At 69.9% G+C, this 16,722-nt stretch carries 17 protein-coding genes; 13 read left to right on the top strand and 4 right to left on the bottom strand.

Going from position 1 to position 16,722, the window contains the following annotated elements:
* The first annotated feature begins 36 nt into the window (after positions 1-36).
* Genes DB32_RS01745 through hxsC4 form a run of 8 tightly spaced genes read left to right on the top strand, consistent with a single transcriptional unit; the run spans position 37 to position 6,786 of the window.
* The gene (locus DB32_RS01745) at positions 37-930 is read left to right on the top strand and encodes a hypothetical protein (protein WP_053230671.1); all 894 of its coding nucleotides are present in this window, start codon (positions 37-39) and stop codon (positions 928-930) included.
* Positions 930-2,273, top strand: coding sequence for a radical SAM protein (locus DB32_RS01740; protein ID WP_053230670.1), 1,344 nt, complete (start codon positions 930-932; stop codon positions 2,271-2,273). The genes DB32_RS01745 and DB32_RS01740 overlap by 1 nt, the downstream gene beginning before the upstream one ends.
* Positions 2,270-3,028 (top strand): phytanoyl-CoA dioxygenase family protein, encoded by a 759-nt coding sequence (locus tag DB32_RS01735; protein WP_053230669.1) that lies wholly within the window; start codon positions 2,270-2,272, stop codon positions 3,026-3,028. The genes DB32_RS01740 and DB32_RS01735 overlap by 4 nt, the downstream gene beginning before the upstream one ends.
* A gap of 44 nt (positions 3,029-3,072) precedes the next feature.
* A complete protein-coding gene (gene hxsD, locus DB32_RS46255) occupies positions 3,073-3,594 on the top strand; it encodes a His-Xaa-Ser system protein HxsD (RefSeq protein ID WP_053230668.1) in 522 nt (173 codons plus the stop codon).
* A complete protein-coding gene (locus tag DB32_RS47855; protein ID WP_053230667.1) occupies positions 3,591-3,818 on the top strand; it encodes an HxsD-like protein in 228 nt (75 codons plus the stop codon). Before hxsD ends, DB32_RS47855 begins: the two co-directional genes overlap by 4 nt.
* Positions 3,815-5,422: a His-Xaa-Ser system radical SAM maturase HxsB gene (hxsB, locus tag DB32_RS01720; RefSeq protein WP_053230666.1), complete on the top strand. Its 1,608-nt coding sequence runs from the start codon at positions 3,815-3,817 to the stop codon at positions 5,420-5,422. Before DB32_RS47855 ends, hxsB begins: the two co-directional genes overlap by 4 nt.
* A gap of 36 nt (positions 5,423-5,458) precedes the next feature.
* Positions 5,459-5,719, top strand: coding sequence for a His-Xaa-Ser repeat protein HxsA4 (gene hxsA4 / locus DB32_RS46250; protein WP_157068599.1), 261 nt, complete (start codon positions 5,459-5,461; stop codon positions 5,717-5,719).
* On the top strand, positions 5,719-6,786 hold the full coding sequence (gene hxsC4, locus DB32_RS01715) for a radical SAM protein HxsC4 (protein ID WP_053230665.1): 1,068 nt from the start codon (positions 5,719-5,721) through the stop codon (positions 6,784-6,786). The genes hxsA4 and hxsC4 overlap by 1 nt, the downstream gene beginning before the upstream one ends.
* Before the next feature lie 24 nt (positions 6,787-6,810).
* Here hxsC4 and DB32_RS01710 read toward each other — a convergent pair whose 3' ends face one another.
* A complete protein-coding gene (locus tag DB32_RS01710; protein WP_053230664.1) occupies positions 6,811-8,352 on the bottom strand; it encodes a family 43 glycosylhydrolase in 1,542 nt (513 codons plus the stop codon).
* A 171-nt stretch (positions 8,353-8,523) separates the two neighbouring features.
* On the opposite strand from DB32_RS01710, the gene DB32_RS01705 reads away from it, so the two are divergent.
* On the top strand, positions 8,524-8,859 hold the full coding sequence (locus tag DB32_RS01705; RefSeq protein WP_157068598.1) for a hypothetical protein: 336 nt from the start codon (positions 8,524-8,526) through the stop codon (positions 8,857-8,859).
* A 35-nt stretch (positions 8,860-8,894) separates the two neighbouring features.
* Here DB32_RS01705 and DB32_RS01700 read toward each other — a convergent pair whose 3' ends face one another.
* The 3 genes from DB32_RS01700 to DB32_RS01690 are packed head-to-tail and all read right to left on the bottom strand — an operon-like array spanning position 8,895 to position 11,397.
* Positions 8,895-9,830 (bottom strand): radical SAM protein, encoded by a 936-nt coding sequence (locus tag DB32_RS01700; RefSeq protein ID WP_053230662.1) that lies wholly within the window; start codon positions 9,828-9,830, stop codon positions 8,895-8,897.
* Entirely contained in the window at positions 9,830-10,876 is a 1,047-nt protein-coding gene (locus tag DB32_RS01695; RefSeq protein ID WP_053230661.1) for a radical SAM protein, read from the bottom strand. The genes DB32_RS01700 and DB32_RS01695 overlap by 1 nt, the downstream gene beginning before the upstream one ends.
* Positions 10,877-10,902: 26 nt before the next feature.
* On the bottom strand, positions 10,903-11,397 hold the full coding sequence (locus DB32_RS01690) for a hypothetical protein (RefSeq protein ID WP_157068597.1): 495 nt from the start codon (positions 11,395-11,397) through the stop codon (positions 10,903-10,905).
* Between the two features lie 294 nt (positions 11,398-11,691).
* Between DB32_RS01690 and DB32_RS01685 the strand changes: the two genes are divergently transcribed.
* The 4 genes from DB32_RS01685 (at position 11,692) to ligD (ending at position 16,706) form a co-directional block, all read left to right on the top strand.
* Positions 11,692-13,956, top strand: a complete 2,265-nt coding sequence (locus DB32_RS01685; RefSeq protein WP_053230659.1) for a putative metal-binding motif-containing protein — start codon at positions 11,692-11,694, stop codon at positions 13,954-13,956.
* Positions 13,957-14,056: 100 nt separating this feature from the next.
* Entirely contained in the window at positions 14,057-14,749 is a 693-nt protein-coding gene (locus tag DB32_RS01680; protein WP_053230658.1) for an alpha-ketoglutarate-dependent dioxygenase AlkB, read from the top strand.
* An 11-nt stretch (positions 14,750-14,760) separates the two neighbouring features.
* Positions 14,761-15,801: an ATP-dependent DNA ligase gene (locus DB32_RS01675; protein ID WP_205627016.1), complete on the top strand. Its 1,041-nt coding sequence runs from the start codon at positions 14,761-14,763 to the stop codon at positions 15,799-15,801.
* Positions 15,798-16,706, top strand: coding sequence for a non-homologous end-joining DNA ligase (gene ligD, locus DB32_RS01670; RefSeq protein ID WP_075097797.1), 909 nt, complete (start codon positions 15,798-15,800; stop codon positions 16,704-16,706). The genes DB32_RS01675 and ligD overlap by 4 nt, the downstream gene beginning before the upstream one ends.
* Positions 16,707-16,722: the final 16 nt, after the last annotated feature.

Here is a 16,722-nt window from a genome sequence, read left to right as displayed (position 1 = left end):
GCTCGTGATAGCCTCGACGCGGTCTCCCGAACTGACGTGCCCAACCTCGTCGAGCCTCACACGCTGCTCCGTTCGTTCGAGCTCGTGCCCGCGACCGAGCACGATCGTCATTTCGACTACTGCCTCGAGCCCTACCGCCCGCGTCGTCCGTGGCCCGGCAAGATCCGCGGTGAGAACCTGCTCTGGCACTCTCTCGCGGTCGGCGGCGCCACGGCGGCCCTGCGCGCGCCGCTCGAGGCGGTCCAGCGCCACGTCGGCCAGGACCTCACCGTCTGGGGCGTGAAGTGGGACGGCACGCAGCTCTGGTGGGAGCTCTACTTCTACGATCCGCAGAAGGAGTCGCCCGAGGCGACCATCACGAGCATCGCCGCGGCGCTCTCGCCGTGGATGCGCATCGTCCCGCAGGTCCGCGAGACCGTGCCGTACATGATGGTCAGCTTCGACGTCTCTCCGCAGACGATCGCCGACGGAGAAGTGCGCGAGCTGAACCTGTATCTCACCGGCGAAAGGGCCCACGCGGGCCGCTCGTACAAGCTGCGCGACGGCACAGCCGAGCTCGAGAACACCTACCGCTTCATGGAACCGAAGCGTGAAGTCGATGACGTGCTCTCGCTGCTCACGAGCAGCCTCTTCGTCGATTACTCCGACCCGCGCGTGCTCTCGCGCGTCCTCCTCCCCGAGCTCTTCGCCTGCAAGAAGGTATGCATCGCAAAGAAGCGTCGCTGTGACGCGATCTACTACAGCGGGATCACCGTCGAGCAGCTGATCTGGTTCCTCGACAGGTTCGCGTACCCTGCAGCGATCCGTGGTTTCGTGCGGCAGCAGCGCGAGCGGCTCGAGCACCTCTATTTCGACGTCGGTATCGACTATCGACGAGCGCCCGACGGCACGCTCGAATATCCGAAGTCGAGCTACTACGGGACGCTCTGATGCAGAGCTACAAGGGACGGTTCGATCCGACGCGCTTCGAGGATCTGACGGTCACGGTCGACTTCCACTGTCAGAGCGCCTGTCGGTTCTGCATCGTCCAGGAAGGGATGAACTTCTACAAAGGAGTCCCTTTCGACGTGTACGAACGCGCCGTGGAGGACAACCGGCGTACCCGGCGATACCGGCGCATCACGTTCACCGGCGGAGAGGTGACGCTCGAGCGCAAGCTCTTCGATTACGTCACCGTCGCGTCTGCGTCGCAGAGCTTCGAGCACATCCGCGTGCAGACGAACGGGCGCCGCCTCGCCGACCGGAGCTATGCGAAGGCCCTGATCGGCGCGGGCGTCGACGAGCTCTTCGTCTCGCTGCACGGCCACGACGCCGCGACGCAGGACTTCATCTCGCAGCGCCCGGGTAGCTTCGACGAGGCGATGCGCGGGATCTCGAACGTGGTCGAGCTCGGCGCGACGCTGATCACGAACACGGTGCTCACCACGCTCAACCAGGCGCACCTCGCCGACATCGTCGAGACCGTTCGCCCTTTCCGCCCGGCGCGCATGGAGTGGTGGAACTACCTGCCGATGGAGGACTACGCGGACGAGCGTGATCTGATCGCGCCGATGTCCACGCTCGCGCCGCGGCTGCGCGACGCGCTCGCGAGCTGCCGCAGACACGGCATCGACGCAGCCGTGAAGTACGTCCCGCGATGCCTCCTCGGCGAGCACGAGCGCACGCAGGACAACACGCAGGCCGACGTCGTGATCGTCGAGGAGTTCTACGACAAGTATCCGAAATTCGCGTGCCTCTACGAGGCGAAGTGCGAGCACGGCGAGTCGTGCCTCGGCCTGCACCACGCGTACATCACGAAGCACGGCTGGGAGCGCGATGCGCTCACGCCTCACCCGCGCACGACACCGTGGGAAGAGCCCGAGTACGGCCCGTGGGTCGGCTCCGAGCAGTCCGCCGGCGGTCACGCGCCGGCGATCGACCAGCCGCGATGGGCTGCGCTCGTCGCGGGCGTCGACGGCGAGACCGGCGCGGCGCTCACGGAGATCGTCGTCCAGCGGCGCGCTTGCGTGTACCGGTTCGCGCACGGTGCATCGTCGGTCGACATCGTGCTCACCGCGCGCGACGGTGATGCTCCCGCGCTCGCGCGCAGCAAGTCGTTCAACCTGCACTACCGCAACGCACGCGGTGACGATCACGCGACCCTCACGAAGATCGTGCACGCCGCGGCGCGGGCGATCGTCGCGCGCGATCCGGGGAACATGATGCTCGACCTTCGCAAAGGCATGGTCGGCCCCGGCTCGGTGCGAGGACGAGGCAGCAGGCGTGAGGGATGAGCGTCGCGTCGACGCAGGTCGCCGAGGCCATTCGTGAGCGAGGGTATGCGCTGATCCCGGGGTTGCTCTCGGCCGCCGAGATCGCGTGCGCGCGGAGCTCGCTCGAACGGCTCGTCCACGCGGTGGCGCCCGAGCAGCTCTACGCGCCGTCGTCGGTCACCGTCGCGCGGCCCGAGATCGCCGCGTCGTTCGTGCTCACACCGACAGGGCTCACGATCACCGGGCTCCAGCACGTCGCGCCCGAGATCGCGCCCCTGCTGCTCCGTGATCGCCTGCTCTCGCCGCTGCGCGCGCTGCTCGGGGACGACCTGCGTCTCGAGGCGCTCGGCGCGGCGGTGAGCGATCGGATGCGGCCCTTCTTCGGTTGGCACACGCACATCGACGGCGAAGAGGAGTGGACGCGCATGCGTGCGAAGCGCTGGCCTGCGAAGCCGACGGTCGAGCGCGTCATCGTCGTCGTCTACCTCGACGATCTCGACGACGACGGCGGGCCGCTGCTGGTGCTCCCTCGTCGCGTCGGCGACCCCACCACGCCGTCGCACGACACGCTCGCGCGGGACTGGCCGGGTCAGGTGGTGCTCCGGCCCACTGCCGGCACCGCCGTACTGCTAGAGCAGTGCACGTGGCACGCAGCACACTCGCTGCGCCGTGCGGGCCATCGGATGTTCGTCGGCGGTTACTTCGCGACCCGCGAGTCACCGACCCCCGCCTTCGCTGACGCCACCCTCGACGCATTGCTGCGCGGCTCGCTGTAGTCGGCGCATCTCGCTTTCGGGTAACGTCTCCGGCCGGAGGTTTCATGGGCGCGCTCGCAGGGATGCCTTCGGATCAGGTCGACGCCGACGTGTCGGCGCACGCAGTGACGGTGACGATCGACGAGTCCCTCTACCCGCTCGACGCGGTGTACGGCGCGGCCTACACGTTCCTCGATCGCTGCTACGTGCTGCTCGATCGCACCGCGTCGCGGGTGCGCATCACGCTCACGCCGAAGAACGCGGCCGCGAGCGAGAGCGAGCTGCGCAGCTGGGTCGGCGAGCTCCAGAACGAGCTGCTCAGCTGCGCGTGGCGCTCGCAGATCGTGCGCGACAACCGCGCGGTGATCGAGGCCGTCACGCTGCAGGCCGTGACCGGCGCGATGGGCCCGCCGACGCTCGACGATCTCAAGGACTTCGACTTCTCCGAGGAGCCCTTCGAGGACCCGCTCGGCATCGGGCTCTCGTGGGAGGAGAAGTACAAGAAGAAGAAGGACGAGCCCGCCGCGCCCGCGCTCGGTTCTCCGGAGGCTGCAGCGAAGCCCGGCGACGAGGGGAGCGCGACGTGAGCGAGCTGCGCCTCCATCGCGAGCTCTATCTCGCGAGCGCGATCGATCAGGCGGTCGGGCTCTACGCCACGCACGCGGAGATCACGCGCGGCGACGAAGGCGATCACGTCGTGCTGCGCATCGCGAGCGCGCGCCCCGGTCGCGCCCAGCGCGTCGCGCGCGAGCTCGGCAATTACGCGCTCGGTCTGACCATCCAAGCTCGAAAGACGGGAGCCGCGCAGTGACGGATACCCTCGACTCGCAGCTCCCGCCCGGCGCGTTCCCGCTGCGCGGCCTGCGCCCCTCGGCCACGTTCCCCGCGTTCTTCCGCTATCGCGCGCTCCCGAAGCAGCGCGTGCTGCTGACGAACCTCGAGGGCAATTTCCTCGTGCTCGCGGACGCCGAATTCCGCGCGTTCGTCGAAGGCAACGTCGCGCCCGAGAGCGAGCTCCACGCGCGCCTGCGCGAAGGCAATTTCCTCCGCGCGCACTACGACACCAAGCGCGCTGCGGACGCGCTGCGACGTCGCAAGTCGTTCGTCGGCTACGGGCCGAACCTCCACATGCTGGTGGTCACGCTCCGCTGCAACGAGACGTGCGTCTACTGCCACGCGTCGCGCGCCGCGATGGACGCGGTGCACACCGACATGACGCCGGAGATCGCCGAGAAGTGCGTCGACATCGCGCTCTCGTCGACGAGCCCCGGCATCACGATCGAATTCCAGGGCGGCGAGCCGCTCGTGAATTTCGCGGTCGTGAAGCACGTCATCGAGTACGCGCGGAAGAAGAACGAGCGCCTCGCGGCGAGTGGCGAGGCCAAGACGCTCGAGTTCACGATGGTCAGCAATCTCTCGCTGATGGACGAGGAGAAGCTGGCCTTCCTGCTCGAGAACCGCGTCCAGATCTGCACCAGCATCGACGGCCCGCAGGGCCTGCACGACAAGCAGCGCAAGCTGCCTGCGCTCAAGCTCGCCGACGGGACCAAGACCGGCGGCTCGTCGTGGGAAGCGTCGGTGAAGTGGATCCGACGCATCAACGAGGAGTACGCGAAGCTCGGCCTCGACACGACGCTCTACCGCGTCGAGGCGCTGCTCACGACGACGCGCGAGACGCTGCCGCTCTGGAAGGAAGTGGTCGATCAGTACGTCGACCTCGGCTGCCGCGCGCTCTTCCTGCGCCCGCTCGATCCCTTCGGCTTCGCCGAGAAGACGGGCCCGCGCCTCGAGTACCCGCGCGCCGAGTACCTCGACTACTACCGCAAGTGCGTCGACTACATGGTCGAGCTGAACCTGAAGGGCGTTCAGGTGCTCGAGCGCTACGCGGCGATCTTCCTGACGAAGATCCTGAGCGGCGAGGACCCGAACTTCCTCGACATCCGCAGCCCGTCGGGCGCGGGCATCGGTGCGCTCGCCTACAATTACGACGGCTCGATCTTCACGTGCGACGAGGGTCGCATGCTCCACGAGACCGGCGACGACACGTTCCTGCTCGGCCACGTGAACGACGCGACGTACCGCGGCCTCGTCGGGCACGAGACGGTGCGCGCGGTGGTGCTCGCGGGGAACCTCGACGCGCGCCCCGATTGCGTGAACTGCGCGTATCAGCCGTACTGCGGCGTCGCCCCGAGCCACAGCCACAAGACCCAGGGGACGATCTTCGGGCGGATGCGCGAGAGCAGCGTCTGCGCGGTCCACAAGGGAATCCAGGACTATCTGTTCGAGAAGATCGCCGATGCCGACCCCGGCACGATGGAGGTCTTCCGCCGCTGGACGACGAACCGACCGCGAGCCCATTTCATCCAGGGGACGTCTAGTAGTACACTCGGCGCGGACGCTTCACGGACGCCGTGAGCGGGTGCTTTCCCTGGGAGCGGTAGGAGGCGGGGCATGGCCGACGACGACGACGTTCTTCCGAGCTTCCGGCGCAATGCGGGTGGTCTGATGGACCCGACCGAGCGCGCCATCGCGGATCGCGCGTTGGAAGAGGCCGACCTCGCCAAACCCAACACGCGCGACGACATCCTGCTGGCGCAGCACTGCTCGCACGGATCACACGGATCGCACGGCTCCCACGGCTCTCACGGCTCTCACGGCTCCCACGGCTCTCACGGCTCCCACGGATCGCACGGCTCGCACGGGAGCTGGTGATGACGAAGGCGGTGCTCAGCTCTCCGTCGAGCAGAGCGGAGGCCGAGCACACCTCGATCGACGAGCGCATCGCGCACAAGGACGAGCGCGTCCACGTGCTCACCGGCGCGGTGTGCAACAACAACTGCGTCTTCTGCATGGAAGAGGATCGTGACGCTCGCTACGTCACGAACAGCCAGACCGACGACGCGCTCGTGCGGTTCATCCTCGAGCAGAAGAAGGGCGCCGAGGAGATCTGCTTCACGTCGGGCGAGCCGACGACGAACCCGCGACTGCCGCACTGGGTGCGGTGGGCGAAGGAAGCGGGGATCCGCCGCGTCAGCGTGATGACCAACGGGCGCTCGCTCTCGTACGAGAAGTACGCGCGCATGCTGATCTCGGCGGGGATGAACCGCTTCTACGTCAGCATCCACGGCCACACGCAGAAGCTGCACGACGGCCTCACGCGCACGCCCGAGAGCTTCGACCAGACGGTCGCGGGCCTCGACGTGATCACGAAGTACAAGCGGTATGGAGTCGAGCTCCACACCAGCACCGTGATCACGAAGCGCAATCTCCCGCACATGGGAGAGATCTATCGATTCCTGCGCGCCCACGGCGTCGATCAGGTCGTGTTCAACGTGATGCAGGCCAACGGCCGCGCGAACACGTACTTCGAGCACATTTTCCCGACGTACACCGAGATCGCGGAGACCGCGCGCGTCTTCCTCGAAGAGCAGACGAAGACCGAGCCGCGGGTGATGGCGTTCCTCGTCGACATCCCGCTCTGCACGACGACGAAGCTGCCGGACTTCAACCGCGGCTACGTCGAGAGCTACGTGCACTACGAGCCGGCGGCGAACGCGGAGAAGCTGGTGCCCGCGGAGGCGCTCCTGGGACGCAGAGAAGCGCTCGCGGATCAGAGCGAGACGCGCGAGCTCGTCGCCATCCGCCGCGCCGATCTCGACGACTCCGAGCGCCAGAAGCGCGCCGAATGCGCGCAGTGCAAGCACGAGAAGTCGTGTGAAGGCGTCTGGGGCAATTACCTGAAGCGCTACGGCTGGGACGAGTTCGTCCCGGTCGCCTGATCGGCAGCTCGGTCGCGTCGCCTTCTATTCGCGCCCCGGCCACGCGCGCGGCGACTCACCGGGCGTCCCATCGCCGATCCTCGGCCAGTCTCCTTCCCACGTGATCGGGTCGAGGAGACCGAACCTGCCGCGCGATCCGTCGTGACCGCCGCCTGCGGTGGCGTTCCACGCGTGGTAGAAGAACCAGTCTTCGTCGCCGACGCGCAGCACCGTGCCGTGCCCCGGGCCCACCCAGCGCGCGTCGTTCGTGAGGATCGGCGCGCCGTGCTTCTCGTACGGACCGGTCACGCTGCGCGAGCGCGCGACGCCGGTGCGATATCGACCGTCGTAGACGTTGCCGCTGTAGAACAGATAGTAGAAATCGCCGCGACGCACCGTCCACGACGCCTCGGCGACGCCGCCTTCCCACGTTCGTGGGTCGTTCCGCAGGACCTCGACTGCCACGCTCCCGGGTGCGAACGAGAGTCCGTCGGCGGCCAATTCGCGCACGAAGATCGGAGTCGGGCGACCGTGCGCATTGCCATCGATCTTGTAGAAGAGGTAGTGACGTCCGTCGTCGTCGCGGAAGTAGTTGCCGTCGATCACTCCGTCGGAGTGCTCGACCAGCGGCGCGCCGGTCACGGTGTACGGACCGAGCGGATCGTCGGCCCACGCCACGCCGATCGAGAGCACGTTCGCGCCGTTCACCGACGTGAAGTACGCGACGTAGCGATCGCCGACACGATGGAGCTCGGGCGCCCAGTTGCGGTGTCCGTTCGCGGCCCACGGCGGTGCGCCGCTCGGGAGCACCGCAGCACCGGTGTCGCTCCAGCGCACGAGATCGCGCGAGCGACGGATGGGAAATCGGCCTCCCGTGCAGACCATGTAATAGGCGCCCTCGTCGGCGAGGACGCCGGGATCCGGGCAGTCGAAGGGCACCACCGGATTCGCGAAGTGCGGCGCCGGCGGCGCGAGCTCCGCCGAGAGCGGCACCGCGAGCGCGTGCGTCTCGTCGATCGGCGACTCGGTGCCTCCGGGAGGCGTCCACAGCACGCGGAGCTGCGCGGCGAGATCGAGCTCGAAGTAGTCGACGCGCAGCATCACCGGCGTGCCCGCGCTCAGCTCCACCGTCGCCTCGTGGCGCTCGACGAAGTGGCCGCGCCAGTCGTCGATCACGAGCGCGTCGTCGATCCAGACGCGCACGCCGTCGTCGTTCTCGGTCGCGATCGTGTACGTGCCGGTCGCGGGCGGCGTGAGGAGCGCAGTCAGCCGCGCGGAGACGAAGTCCGACGGCGCGCCCTCGCCCAGCGGGCCCTCGTCCCACACGAAGTCGATCGCAGGGACGACCTCGAGCTGCGCCGGAGCGTGGTAGTCGTCGAATCGCTCGTGGCGAATCCCGCGCGGCGGACCGGCGTCGGGCGGGCTCGAGTCCGGCGCGTTCGCGTCGAGCGCGGCGTCGCTCACCGTCGAGGCCGACGCATCGCGACCCGCGTCGCTCCGGCGCTCGTCGTCACCCAGCTGCCCGCTGCACCCCACCGACCCGAGCGCCAGCGCGATCGCGCACCACCCGCGAGCTGTCCGAGACATCGGCGGCGAGCATCGCACGCCTCGTGCCGCGCTCGAGGCCGTTTCCGGCCCCGGAACGTGCTGCCTCGAGGCCGCATCTCCGTGCCGATCGCGCGCGGATCGACGGGTGATTTTTTCTCGCGCGCACGCGCGCGCGCGTCAGTCGGAAGGCCTCTCCGACGACTGACGGGCATGACCCACGAGACCCAGAATTCGCCCCAGATCCACGCGCTTCGCGCCGTCGCCCGCCACTGGGTGGAGCGTCGCTTGTGCGGGGACGTCCAGGGCGCGCGGCGCGCCCTCGCCGCGTTCGTCGCGCGCCTCGGGCGTGCGTTCACGGCGCCCGAGCGCGAGGCGTTCTTCGCGTCGGTCGAGCACTGCCTCGGCGAGCACGTCGCGCGCCTCGAGCAGCGCAAGACGCGCATCGACGCGCTCGCTCGCGAGCTCGCCGCCGCGAACCACACGTTCGAGGAGCGCCCGACGATCATCGTCGCGCGACGCTCCGAGCGCTTCAGCATCTCGGCGTGATCGCCAGCGTGGGAGCGAGCCGATTCGGACGCTCTTCAGTCCGGGTCGGCCTTCACCTTCGCGATGATCGCGTCGCGATCGACGAACACCGGGTGCAGCTCGCCGAGGTCGTAGTGATCGCCCAGCTCGAACAAGCCGCCGCAGATCGAGTCGAGCGTGCACGAGCGACAGACCTCGCTCTTCGGGTGGCGGAAGTCGGTCTGTCGCACCGTCCCCTTCTCGTCGAGGAAGTGCACGATGCGCTCTTCGCCCTTGATGATCTTCCGCGTCTCGGTCGAGCAGTGCGCGAACTCGGTCATGTAGCAGAGCGGCACGCGCTCGACGCGGAAGGTGCGCCCGGTCGAGTGCAGGAAGCGCAGCGCGCGCGCGAGCGAGAGCTCGAAGTCCGCGAGGCGATGCGCGGTGTCGCGGTTGGTCTCGGCGCGGCCCATCGAGGGGTCGAGGTTGTTCCACACGAAGTGGCGCAGGAACGGGAAGCGCCCGACGAAGTAGCGGACGTTCTTGTCGAGGTGATCCGCGTTGAAGCGATTGATCACCGTGTTGATGTTCACCGTCGCGCCGACGCGGCCGAGGTTCTCGAGCGCCTGCATCGCGAGCGCATGACTGCCCTTCACGCCGGTGAGGAAGTCCTCGAGCTGCTCGTCGCACGAGTGGATGCTGACGTGGAAGTGGCGCAGCCCCGCGTCGTAGTACGACTCCGCGAGCCCCGGCTTCGCGAGCCGTGATCCGTTCGTGATCATCCGGACGTGGAGCCCGCGCGCGACCGCGTGCTTCGTGATGTCCGGGATCAGCTCGGAGAGCGAGGGCTCGCCCCCGGTGAGGATGATCCCGAAGTAGCCGCGCTCCGCGAAGTCGTCGACCGCGCGCAGCGCGGTGTCGAGGTCGAGCATGTAGCCGCTCGCCGGGTTCGAGCAGAAGCGGCAGTACTGGTTGCACCCGCGGACGACCTGCAGATATCCGATGTTCGCCATCAGCCGTCCTCTTCGCGTTCGAACAGCGCGGGGAGGATCTCGCGCAGCGCCTCGCCGCTCTTGGCGCTGCGCGTCGCGACCTCGGCGTTCGCGCGGCGCGGGCGTCCGTACATCGGCAGCGCCCGACGCGCGCTCTGCACCGGCTCGTGCGTCGTGCGCGCGCGCAGCGGCGCGAGCTCGCCGGGACCGACGAAGAGCGACGCGGCGGGCTCGTGATCCGCGCTCGCGGGACGATCCTCGCGCGCGCGCAGCTCGTCACCGTCGAAGCGCGCGAGGTAGATCGGATCGAGCCCCGGGCACACCTCGCGCGCCGCGCATCCATCGCAGCGCTCGTGGAAGCTGCGCGCGCTCGTCGTGATCGATCGCGACGCGATCGGCCCGAGCAGACACAGCGGCGCGCCGCTCACGTACGCGCGGAGGCCGACGCGGCGCGCGATCTCGAGCGCGTGCAGCGCGAACGGCAGCGCGAGCGCGAGGCGCGGATAGACACGATCGAAGTCGTCGGAGGCCGCGCCGCGCGCGAGCGGGACCGCGACGTGCCACGCCTCGACGCCGCGCGCCTGGAGCAGGATCGGGATCTCGGAGAGCACGCGGAAGTCGCTGCGCGTGAGCACCGTCGTCGCGACCACGCGCAGGCCCGCGGCGCGTGCAGCGGCGACACCGCTCCACAGCACGTCGAAGCTGCCCTCGCGACCGGTGTGGTAGTCGTGCACGCGCGCGTCGGCGCCGTGCAGCGAGACGTGCACGTCGGTGAGGCCGGCGCTCGCGAGCGAGCGCGCGATCGCCGCGAGCCCGTGCCCGTTCGTGTGCACGCCGATCGCGGTGAACCCGACGTCGCGTGCGGCGCGCACCGCGCTCTCGAGCACGTCGGGCGCGAGCGTCGGCTCACCACCGCCGAGCGTGATCGCGCTCGACGTCTCGCGCAGCGCGCGCAGTCGTTCGATCGACGGCGCGGCGAGCTCGGTGCGCGGCGCGTCGTCGCGCAGCCCGCAGACGATGCACGCGTGGGAGCAGGTCGTTCCGAGCGAGAGCGTCGCGCGTCGCATACCGCGGGACGGCCGCGCCGCTCCGTTCAGATCGCGGCCGGGACGTCGTAGTCGACGTGGAAGATCGTGCCCGCGCCCATCGCGCGGCGCTGGTCGAAGGTCGCGAGGGCGGGCACGGTCATGCCTTCGGCCACCCGGCGCTCGAGCGCGGTACCGAGCGCGCGCGCGCCGCGCTCCGACGTCGCGGCGAGCTCACCCGACGCGCGGCCGTGCACGAACAGACTGAAGTGCTCGCCATCGAACACGCCACCGGTCGACGCCGACGCATCACGACGCAGCACGTCGATCTGGAAGCGCAGGCCCTCGCCTTCGAGCACGAACGGCAGCGCGCCGTGGTAGACGCCGAACGCGCGCACCACGCGGAAGCCGCCCGCGAGCACGAGGTGCTGCGAGAGCTCCGAGGCCGGCGGCGGCGCAGCTGGCGCGCTCGACGACGGCGTCGCTCCGGGGGTCGCTCCGCGCGGGCGACGCGCAGCGCGGTCATCGGCGCGCGCGCTGCTGCCGGGTGCGACTGACAACACGAACGGAGCCATCGCGACCGCGGAGAGAAAACGACGCCGCTGAAGCATGGAAAAGAAGGTAAGAGATTTTTCTAGTGGCCGTCAACGGCACTACGGTCGTGTGGAAAACATCCGGCCACCCTCTCGAAATCGAACGGTGCGTTGGATACGATGCCTCTCGTCGTCGCTCCGGAGGGCTTCATGGGGCCAGTCCGCTCGTTCGCTCGCCTGCTGGTGGTGCTGGGTCCACTGCTCCTGGCGGGCATCGCCGGGTGCGCAGACGGCGGAGATCCTCCGCGCCGTGACGGTGGCCGAATGGACGGCGGCACCGGCGACGCCGGAAATGGCAGTACCGACGCGTTCGTCCCGATCGACGCGTGGATCGAGCCCGACGCCGGCACCGACGCGGAGGTGCCCGATCCCGTCGGCACCTGCGAGTCGTGCGAGCGCAACGAGGACTGCGAGATCGGCAGCTACTGCGCGCTGCTCTCCCACGGCGCCGGCCGGGCGTGTCTGCCGGGCTGCGTGATGGACCTGCCGGAGTGCCCCGCGACGACGTGTCCCCCGGACGCCACGGAAGACCGCTGCACGTTCAACTGCATCTACGACGCGACCGGCACGGGCGTCGACGCGACGATCTGCGCGCCGGTCGGCGGCGTGTGCTGCGTCGACGAGGACGGCGACGGATACGGGGTCGGCATCGGCTGTCTCGGTGAGGACTGCAACGACGCGGATCCCGAGGTGCACCCGGATCGCACCGAGATCTGCGACGGCATCGACACGAACTGCAACCGTACCGTCGACGAGAACCCGAACGACTGCGACTCGGGCCGCTGCACCGACGACGGCGACGGCACGTACACGGCGATCGCAGGCGGCACCTGCGCGTCGGCGACCTGCGGTGACGGAACGATCACGAACTGCGAGCTCTACACCTGCAGCGAGGGCGGCGACGAGGGCACGACGTGCGCGACGGGCTGCGCGCCGGCGGGCACCGACGACGACACGTTCTGCATCGCGAGCGCGCACTGCGAGGACGGCACCTGCGCCGAGGACGTGCCGGACGGCGGCGCGTGCAACGAGGACACCGACTGCACCGCGGGGCACTGCGACAACGGCTACTGCTGCTCGAGCGGCACGTGCTGCAACGGCGACGTCGCGACGTGCCCGGGCGGCGGCGCGGTGACGCGCATCTGCACCGACGCCGAGGACTGCCAGGGCTCGCGCGGTATGACCGAGTGCAACGCGCAGTTCCAGTGCGTGACGGTCGACGGCATCCCCGACGATCGCGCCTGCGGGAGCACCACGCTCGCGCACGACTGCGGTCCGTACAATCCGATCTACTGCGACGGCACCGAGAACCAGACCTCGCGCACCTGCGCGACGAGCTGCACCGTCGACAGCGAGTGCATCGCTCAGGCGCACTGCGACCTCGGGTTCTGCGTCGCCGACCTGCCGCCCGGCCGCAACTGCGGGCGCAACCAGGACTGCCAGGACGGGCTCACGTGCGTCGACGGCGTCTGCTGCACCAGCGGGTGCACGGGCACCTGCGAGGCGTGCGATCTGCCGGGGTTCCAGGGCACCTGTACGCCGGTGCCGATGGGCGCCGACGTCGACGGCGAGTGCGCCGGGTTCTCGTGCGCGGGTTACTACGACGGCTTCACCGGCGGGGGCGACGAGTGTTATCGCCGCCAGGACGTGAGCGAGGCCGCGGGCGTCTGCAACGGCGCGCGCGCATGCGTGAGTCCCGACGTGATCTGCCCGACCCAGCCGCGCGGTGCGCTGCAGATCAACTGCCAGGATCAGTGTCAGGCGCCGACGCCGGGGACGTGCACCGGCAACATCGCCGGCAGCTGCAACAACCTCGACAGCCCCGCGGTGCGCACGGAGTGCGGCATGGGCGAGTGTCGTCGCGACGTGCAGGCGTGCATCAACGGCATGCCGCAGACGTGCACCGCGGGGACGCCGGTCAGCGAGTCGTGCAACGGCCGCGACGACGACTGCAACGGCACCGCGGACAACGGGCCCGGCGCGTCGCTGTGCCCGTCGGCGCCGGGCGCGGAGACGTACACCTGCAGCGCGGCGACGTGCACGTTCGGGTGCATGGGCGGGCGCTACGACCTCAACGGCGTGTACGGCGACGGCTGCGAGTGCCTCGACGATCCGTCCGCGGGCGCGTGCGCCGCGGCGACGCCGGTCGGCGACATCAACCCCGGCGGCACGACGATGGTGAGCGGCCTGCTCGTCTCGTCGATGGACGAAGACTGGTACGCGGTGAACTTCCCGACGAGCGTGCGCGGCCCGACCGCGGGCACGCCGTGGATCCGCCTCGCGGGCCCGACGGCGAGCAACTTCGTCATCGACTTCTACACGGGATGCTCGACGCCGATGATCTGCGGGGCGGGGATGCCGACGGGCGTCTCGGCGTTCCAGTTCGTCGACGACCAGACGAGCGGCAACACCGCGTACCTCGGGGGCCACACGTCGCCGTGGCCGTCGACCGTCGTGTTCAAGGTGCGGCGCGTCGCGGACACAACGCAGTGCGCGAGCGCGACGTACTCGATCCAGATCTCGCGCTGATCGCACGCGAGCGTGACGAACGCCCGCACGCCGCACGGCGTCGCGGGCGTCGTCGTCTCTGCGCGCTCGACACTGAACGCAACTTCAGTAGATTGAGCCGGTGTCGGCTCAGCAGCTGTCGTGGCTGGACGCGCTCGAGGCGCCTCGCGCGGACGAGGCGAGCACGCCGGAGATCGACGCGACGTTCGCGCGCGCCACGCGCATCGACGTCGGCGCGCACGCGATCGACGAAGAGCCCTCGTGGATCGAGATCGTGCCCGGCTGGGTGCGCGGCGACGCGGCGCTCTTCGCCGCGCTCGAGCGCTCGATCGCGTGGCGCTCCGAGCGACGGATGATGTACGAGCGCATGGTCGACGTGCCGCGCCTCTTCGCGCGCGTGCCCGAGGACGGCCAGGCTCCGCCGCTGCTCGAGCGGATGCGCGAGGTGCTCTCGTCGCGCTACGACGCGCCGCTCGACTCGACGACGCTCGCGCTCTATCGCGACGGTGCGGACAGCGTCGCGTGGCATCGTGATCACGGGCATCGCGATCGCGCGCAGTGCGTGGTCGCGGTCGCGACGCTCGGCGGGACGCGGAAGTTCCTGGTGCGTCCGTTCCGCGCGTCGGGCCAGTCGCGCGTGATCGTCATCCGCGGCGGCGATCTCGTCGTGATGGGCGGCGCGTGCCAGCGCACCGTCGAGCACTGCGTGCCGAAGACCAAGCACGCGTCGCCGCGGATCGCGCTGATGTTCCGGCACTCCGAGCCGATCGCGCCGAAGGTCGCCGGATCTCGATCCAGCGCACGTCGCGACTAGATCGCCGAGGCGTGCTCGCTCCTCCGATCGCACCGATGCTCGCCGAGCTCGCGCGCGAGCTGCCGCGCGGCGACTTTCTCTACGAGCCGAAGTGGGACGGCTTCCGGTGCATCGCGTTCGTCGAGCGTGACGGGCGCGTCGATCTGCGCAGCCGGCACGGCAAGCCGTTCGCGCGCTACTTCCCCGAGCTCGTGCGCGCGCTCGCGGCGATCGGCGAGCGCTGCGTGATCGACGGCGAGATCGTGATCGCGCGCGAGGGCGGCTTCGACTTCGCGGCGCTCATGCTGCGCACGCACCCTGCGAGCACGCGCGTCGCGCGGCTCGCGACGGAGACGCCGGCGACGTTCGTCGCGTTCGATCTGCTCGCGGTGGGCGACGAGACGTGGACCGAGCGCCCGTTCGTGGAGCGACGCGCGCGGCTCGAGTCGCTGCTCGCGCGCGTGCCGCGCGAGGGCGAAGGTCGCGTCGAGCTCACGCCGGCGACCGACGACGTCGCGGTCGCATCGGCATGGCTCGAGGGCGCGCAGCGCGGCATCGACGGAGTCGTCGCGAAACCGCGCACGCTCCGTTATGCGCCGGGCAAACGCGCGATGATCAAGGTCAAGCCCGAGCACACCGCGGACTGCGTGCTCGCAGGGATGCGCGTGCACCAGCCGACTGAAAAAGAGCCGCGGCCCGCGGTCGCGTCGCTGTTGCTCGGCCTGTGGGACGGGGACGTGCTCCGTCACGTCGGCGTGTGCTCGACGTTCACCGCGGCGCGCCGGCGCGCGCTCGTCGAGGAGCTGCGCGCCGACGTGGTCGCGCTCGAGGGTCATCCGTGGGAGCACGGCTTCGGTCTCGAGCCGAGCCCGATGGGACGACTGCCCGGCGCCGCGGGTCGCTGGGCGCCCGGAGAGATGGCGCTCGACTGGCTGCCGCTGCGCCCCGAGCGCGTCGTCGAGGTCGCGTACGATCACCTCGACGCCACGCGCTTCCGGCACCCTGCGCGCTTCGTGCGATGGCGCGTCGATCGCGAGGCGCGCTCGTGCACCTTCGAGCAGCTGCCGCGATGAGCGACGACGATCGCGAGACGATCGAGATCGACGGCCGCGCGGTCACGATCACCAAGCCGAGCCGCGTGCTGTGGCCCTCGATCGGATGGACGAAGCGCGATCTGATCGTGTACCTGCGCGCGGTCGCGCCCGCGATGTTGCCGCACCTGCGCGGTCGCGCGGTCACGCTCGCGCGCTTCCCCGAGGGCGTCGACGCGCGCGGCTGGTACCAGACGAACGCGCCGCGCGGCGCACCGGCGTGGCTGCGCACCGTCTCGCTGATCAGCCCTGCGGGCAAGGCGCTCACGATGTGTCTCGTCGAGGATGAGGCGTCGCTCGTGTGGGCCGCGGGCCAGGGCACGCTCGAGCTCCACGCGTACCTCGCGCCGATCGATCGGCCCGACGCGCCGCACGCGCTCGTGATCGATCTCGATCCGCGCGCGCCGGCGGGGTTGATCGACGCCGCACGCGTCGCGCTCGACGCGCGCGCGAAGCTCGAGGCGCGCGGGCTGCGCGCGCTCGCGAAGACGTCGGGCGCGAAGGGCGTGCACGTGTTCGCGCCGGTCTCGGGCGCGACCTACGCGGAGACGAAGGCGATCGCGCGCGAGATCGCGAAGGAGCTCACCGCGGCCGATCCGTCGCGCATCACCGATCGCATGGCGAAGGCCGCGGGCGCGGGGAAGGTGCTCGTCGACTGGGGACAGAACGACGCGTGGAAGTCGATCGTCGTGCCCTACTCGCCGCGCGCGACGGTGGTCCCGCTCGTGTCGACGCCGGTCACGTGGGACGAGGTCGAGCTCGCCGTCCGCGCGAGCGCGCCGAGCGGTCTGCGCTTCGCGCCCGACGTGGTGATCGCTCGGCTCGCGCAGCACGGCGGCGATCTCTTCGCGCCCGTGCTCGGCGAGCGTCACGCGCGGCTGTCATGATGCGGACTCGTGCGGG

It is taken from the genome of Sandaracinus amylolyticus (assembly GCF_000737325.1).
GTDB lineage: Bacteria > Myxococcota_A > Polyangia > Polyangiales > Sandaracinaceae > Sandaracinus > Sandaracinus amylolyticus.
Note: the sequence above shows the minus strand (reverse complement) of the source record. Positions and strands in the feature narration are given on the sequence as shown.

What these genes read in the sequence shown, in the direction of transcription:
- DB32_RS01695 (WP_053230661.1), bottom strand. Translation starts at nt 10,876, where the DNA reads ATGCGACGCGCGACGCTCTCGCTCGGAACGACCTGCTCCCACGCGTGC.
- DB32_RS01700 (WP_053230662.1), bottom strand. Translation starts at nt 9,830, where the DNA reads ATGGCGAACATCGGATATCTGCAGGTCGTCCGCGGGTGCAACCAGTAC.
- ligD (WP_075097797.1), top strand. Translation starts at nt 15,798, where the DNA reads ATGAGCGACGACGATCGCGAGACGATCGAGATCGACGGCCGCGCGGTC.
- DB32_RS01685 (WP_053230659.1), top strand. Translation starts at nt 11,692, where the DNA reads ATGGACGGCGGCACCGGCGACGCCGGAAATGGCAGTACCGACGCGTTC.
- hxsC4 (WP_053230665.1), top strand. Translation starts at nt 5,719, where the DNA reads ATGACGAAGGCGGTGCTCAGCTCTCCGTCGAGCAGAGCGGAGGCCGAG.
- hxsD (WP_053230668.1), top strand. Translation starts at nt 3,073, where the DNA reads ATGGGCGCGCTCGCAGGGATGCCTTCGGATCAGGTCGACGCCGACGTG.
- DB32_RS01740 (WP_053230670.1), top strand. Translation starts at nt 930, where the DNA reads ATGCAGAGCTACAAGGGACGGTTCGATCCGACGCGCTTCGAGGATCTG.
- DB32_RS01705 (WP_157068598.1), top strand. Translation starts at nt 8,524, where the DNA reads ATGACCCACGAGACCCAGAATTCGCCCCAGATCCACGCGCTTCGCGCC.
- hxsA4 (WP_157068599.1), top strand. Translation starts at nt 5,459, where the DNA reads ATGGCCGACGACGACGACGTTCTTCCGAGCTTCCGGCGCAATGCGGGT.
- DB32_RS01735 (WP_053230669.1), top strand. Translation starts at nt 2,270, where the DNA reads ATGAGCGTCGCGTCGACGCAGGTCGCCGAGGCCATTCGTGAGCGAGGG.
- DB32_RS01710 (WP_053230664.1), bottom strand. Translation starts at nt 8,352, where the DNA reads ATGTCTCGGACAGCTCGCGGGTGGTGCGCGATCGCGCTGGCGCTCGGG.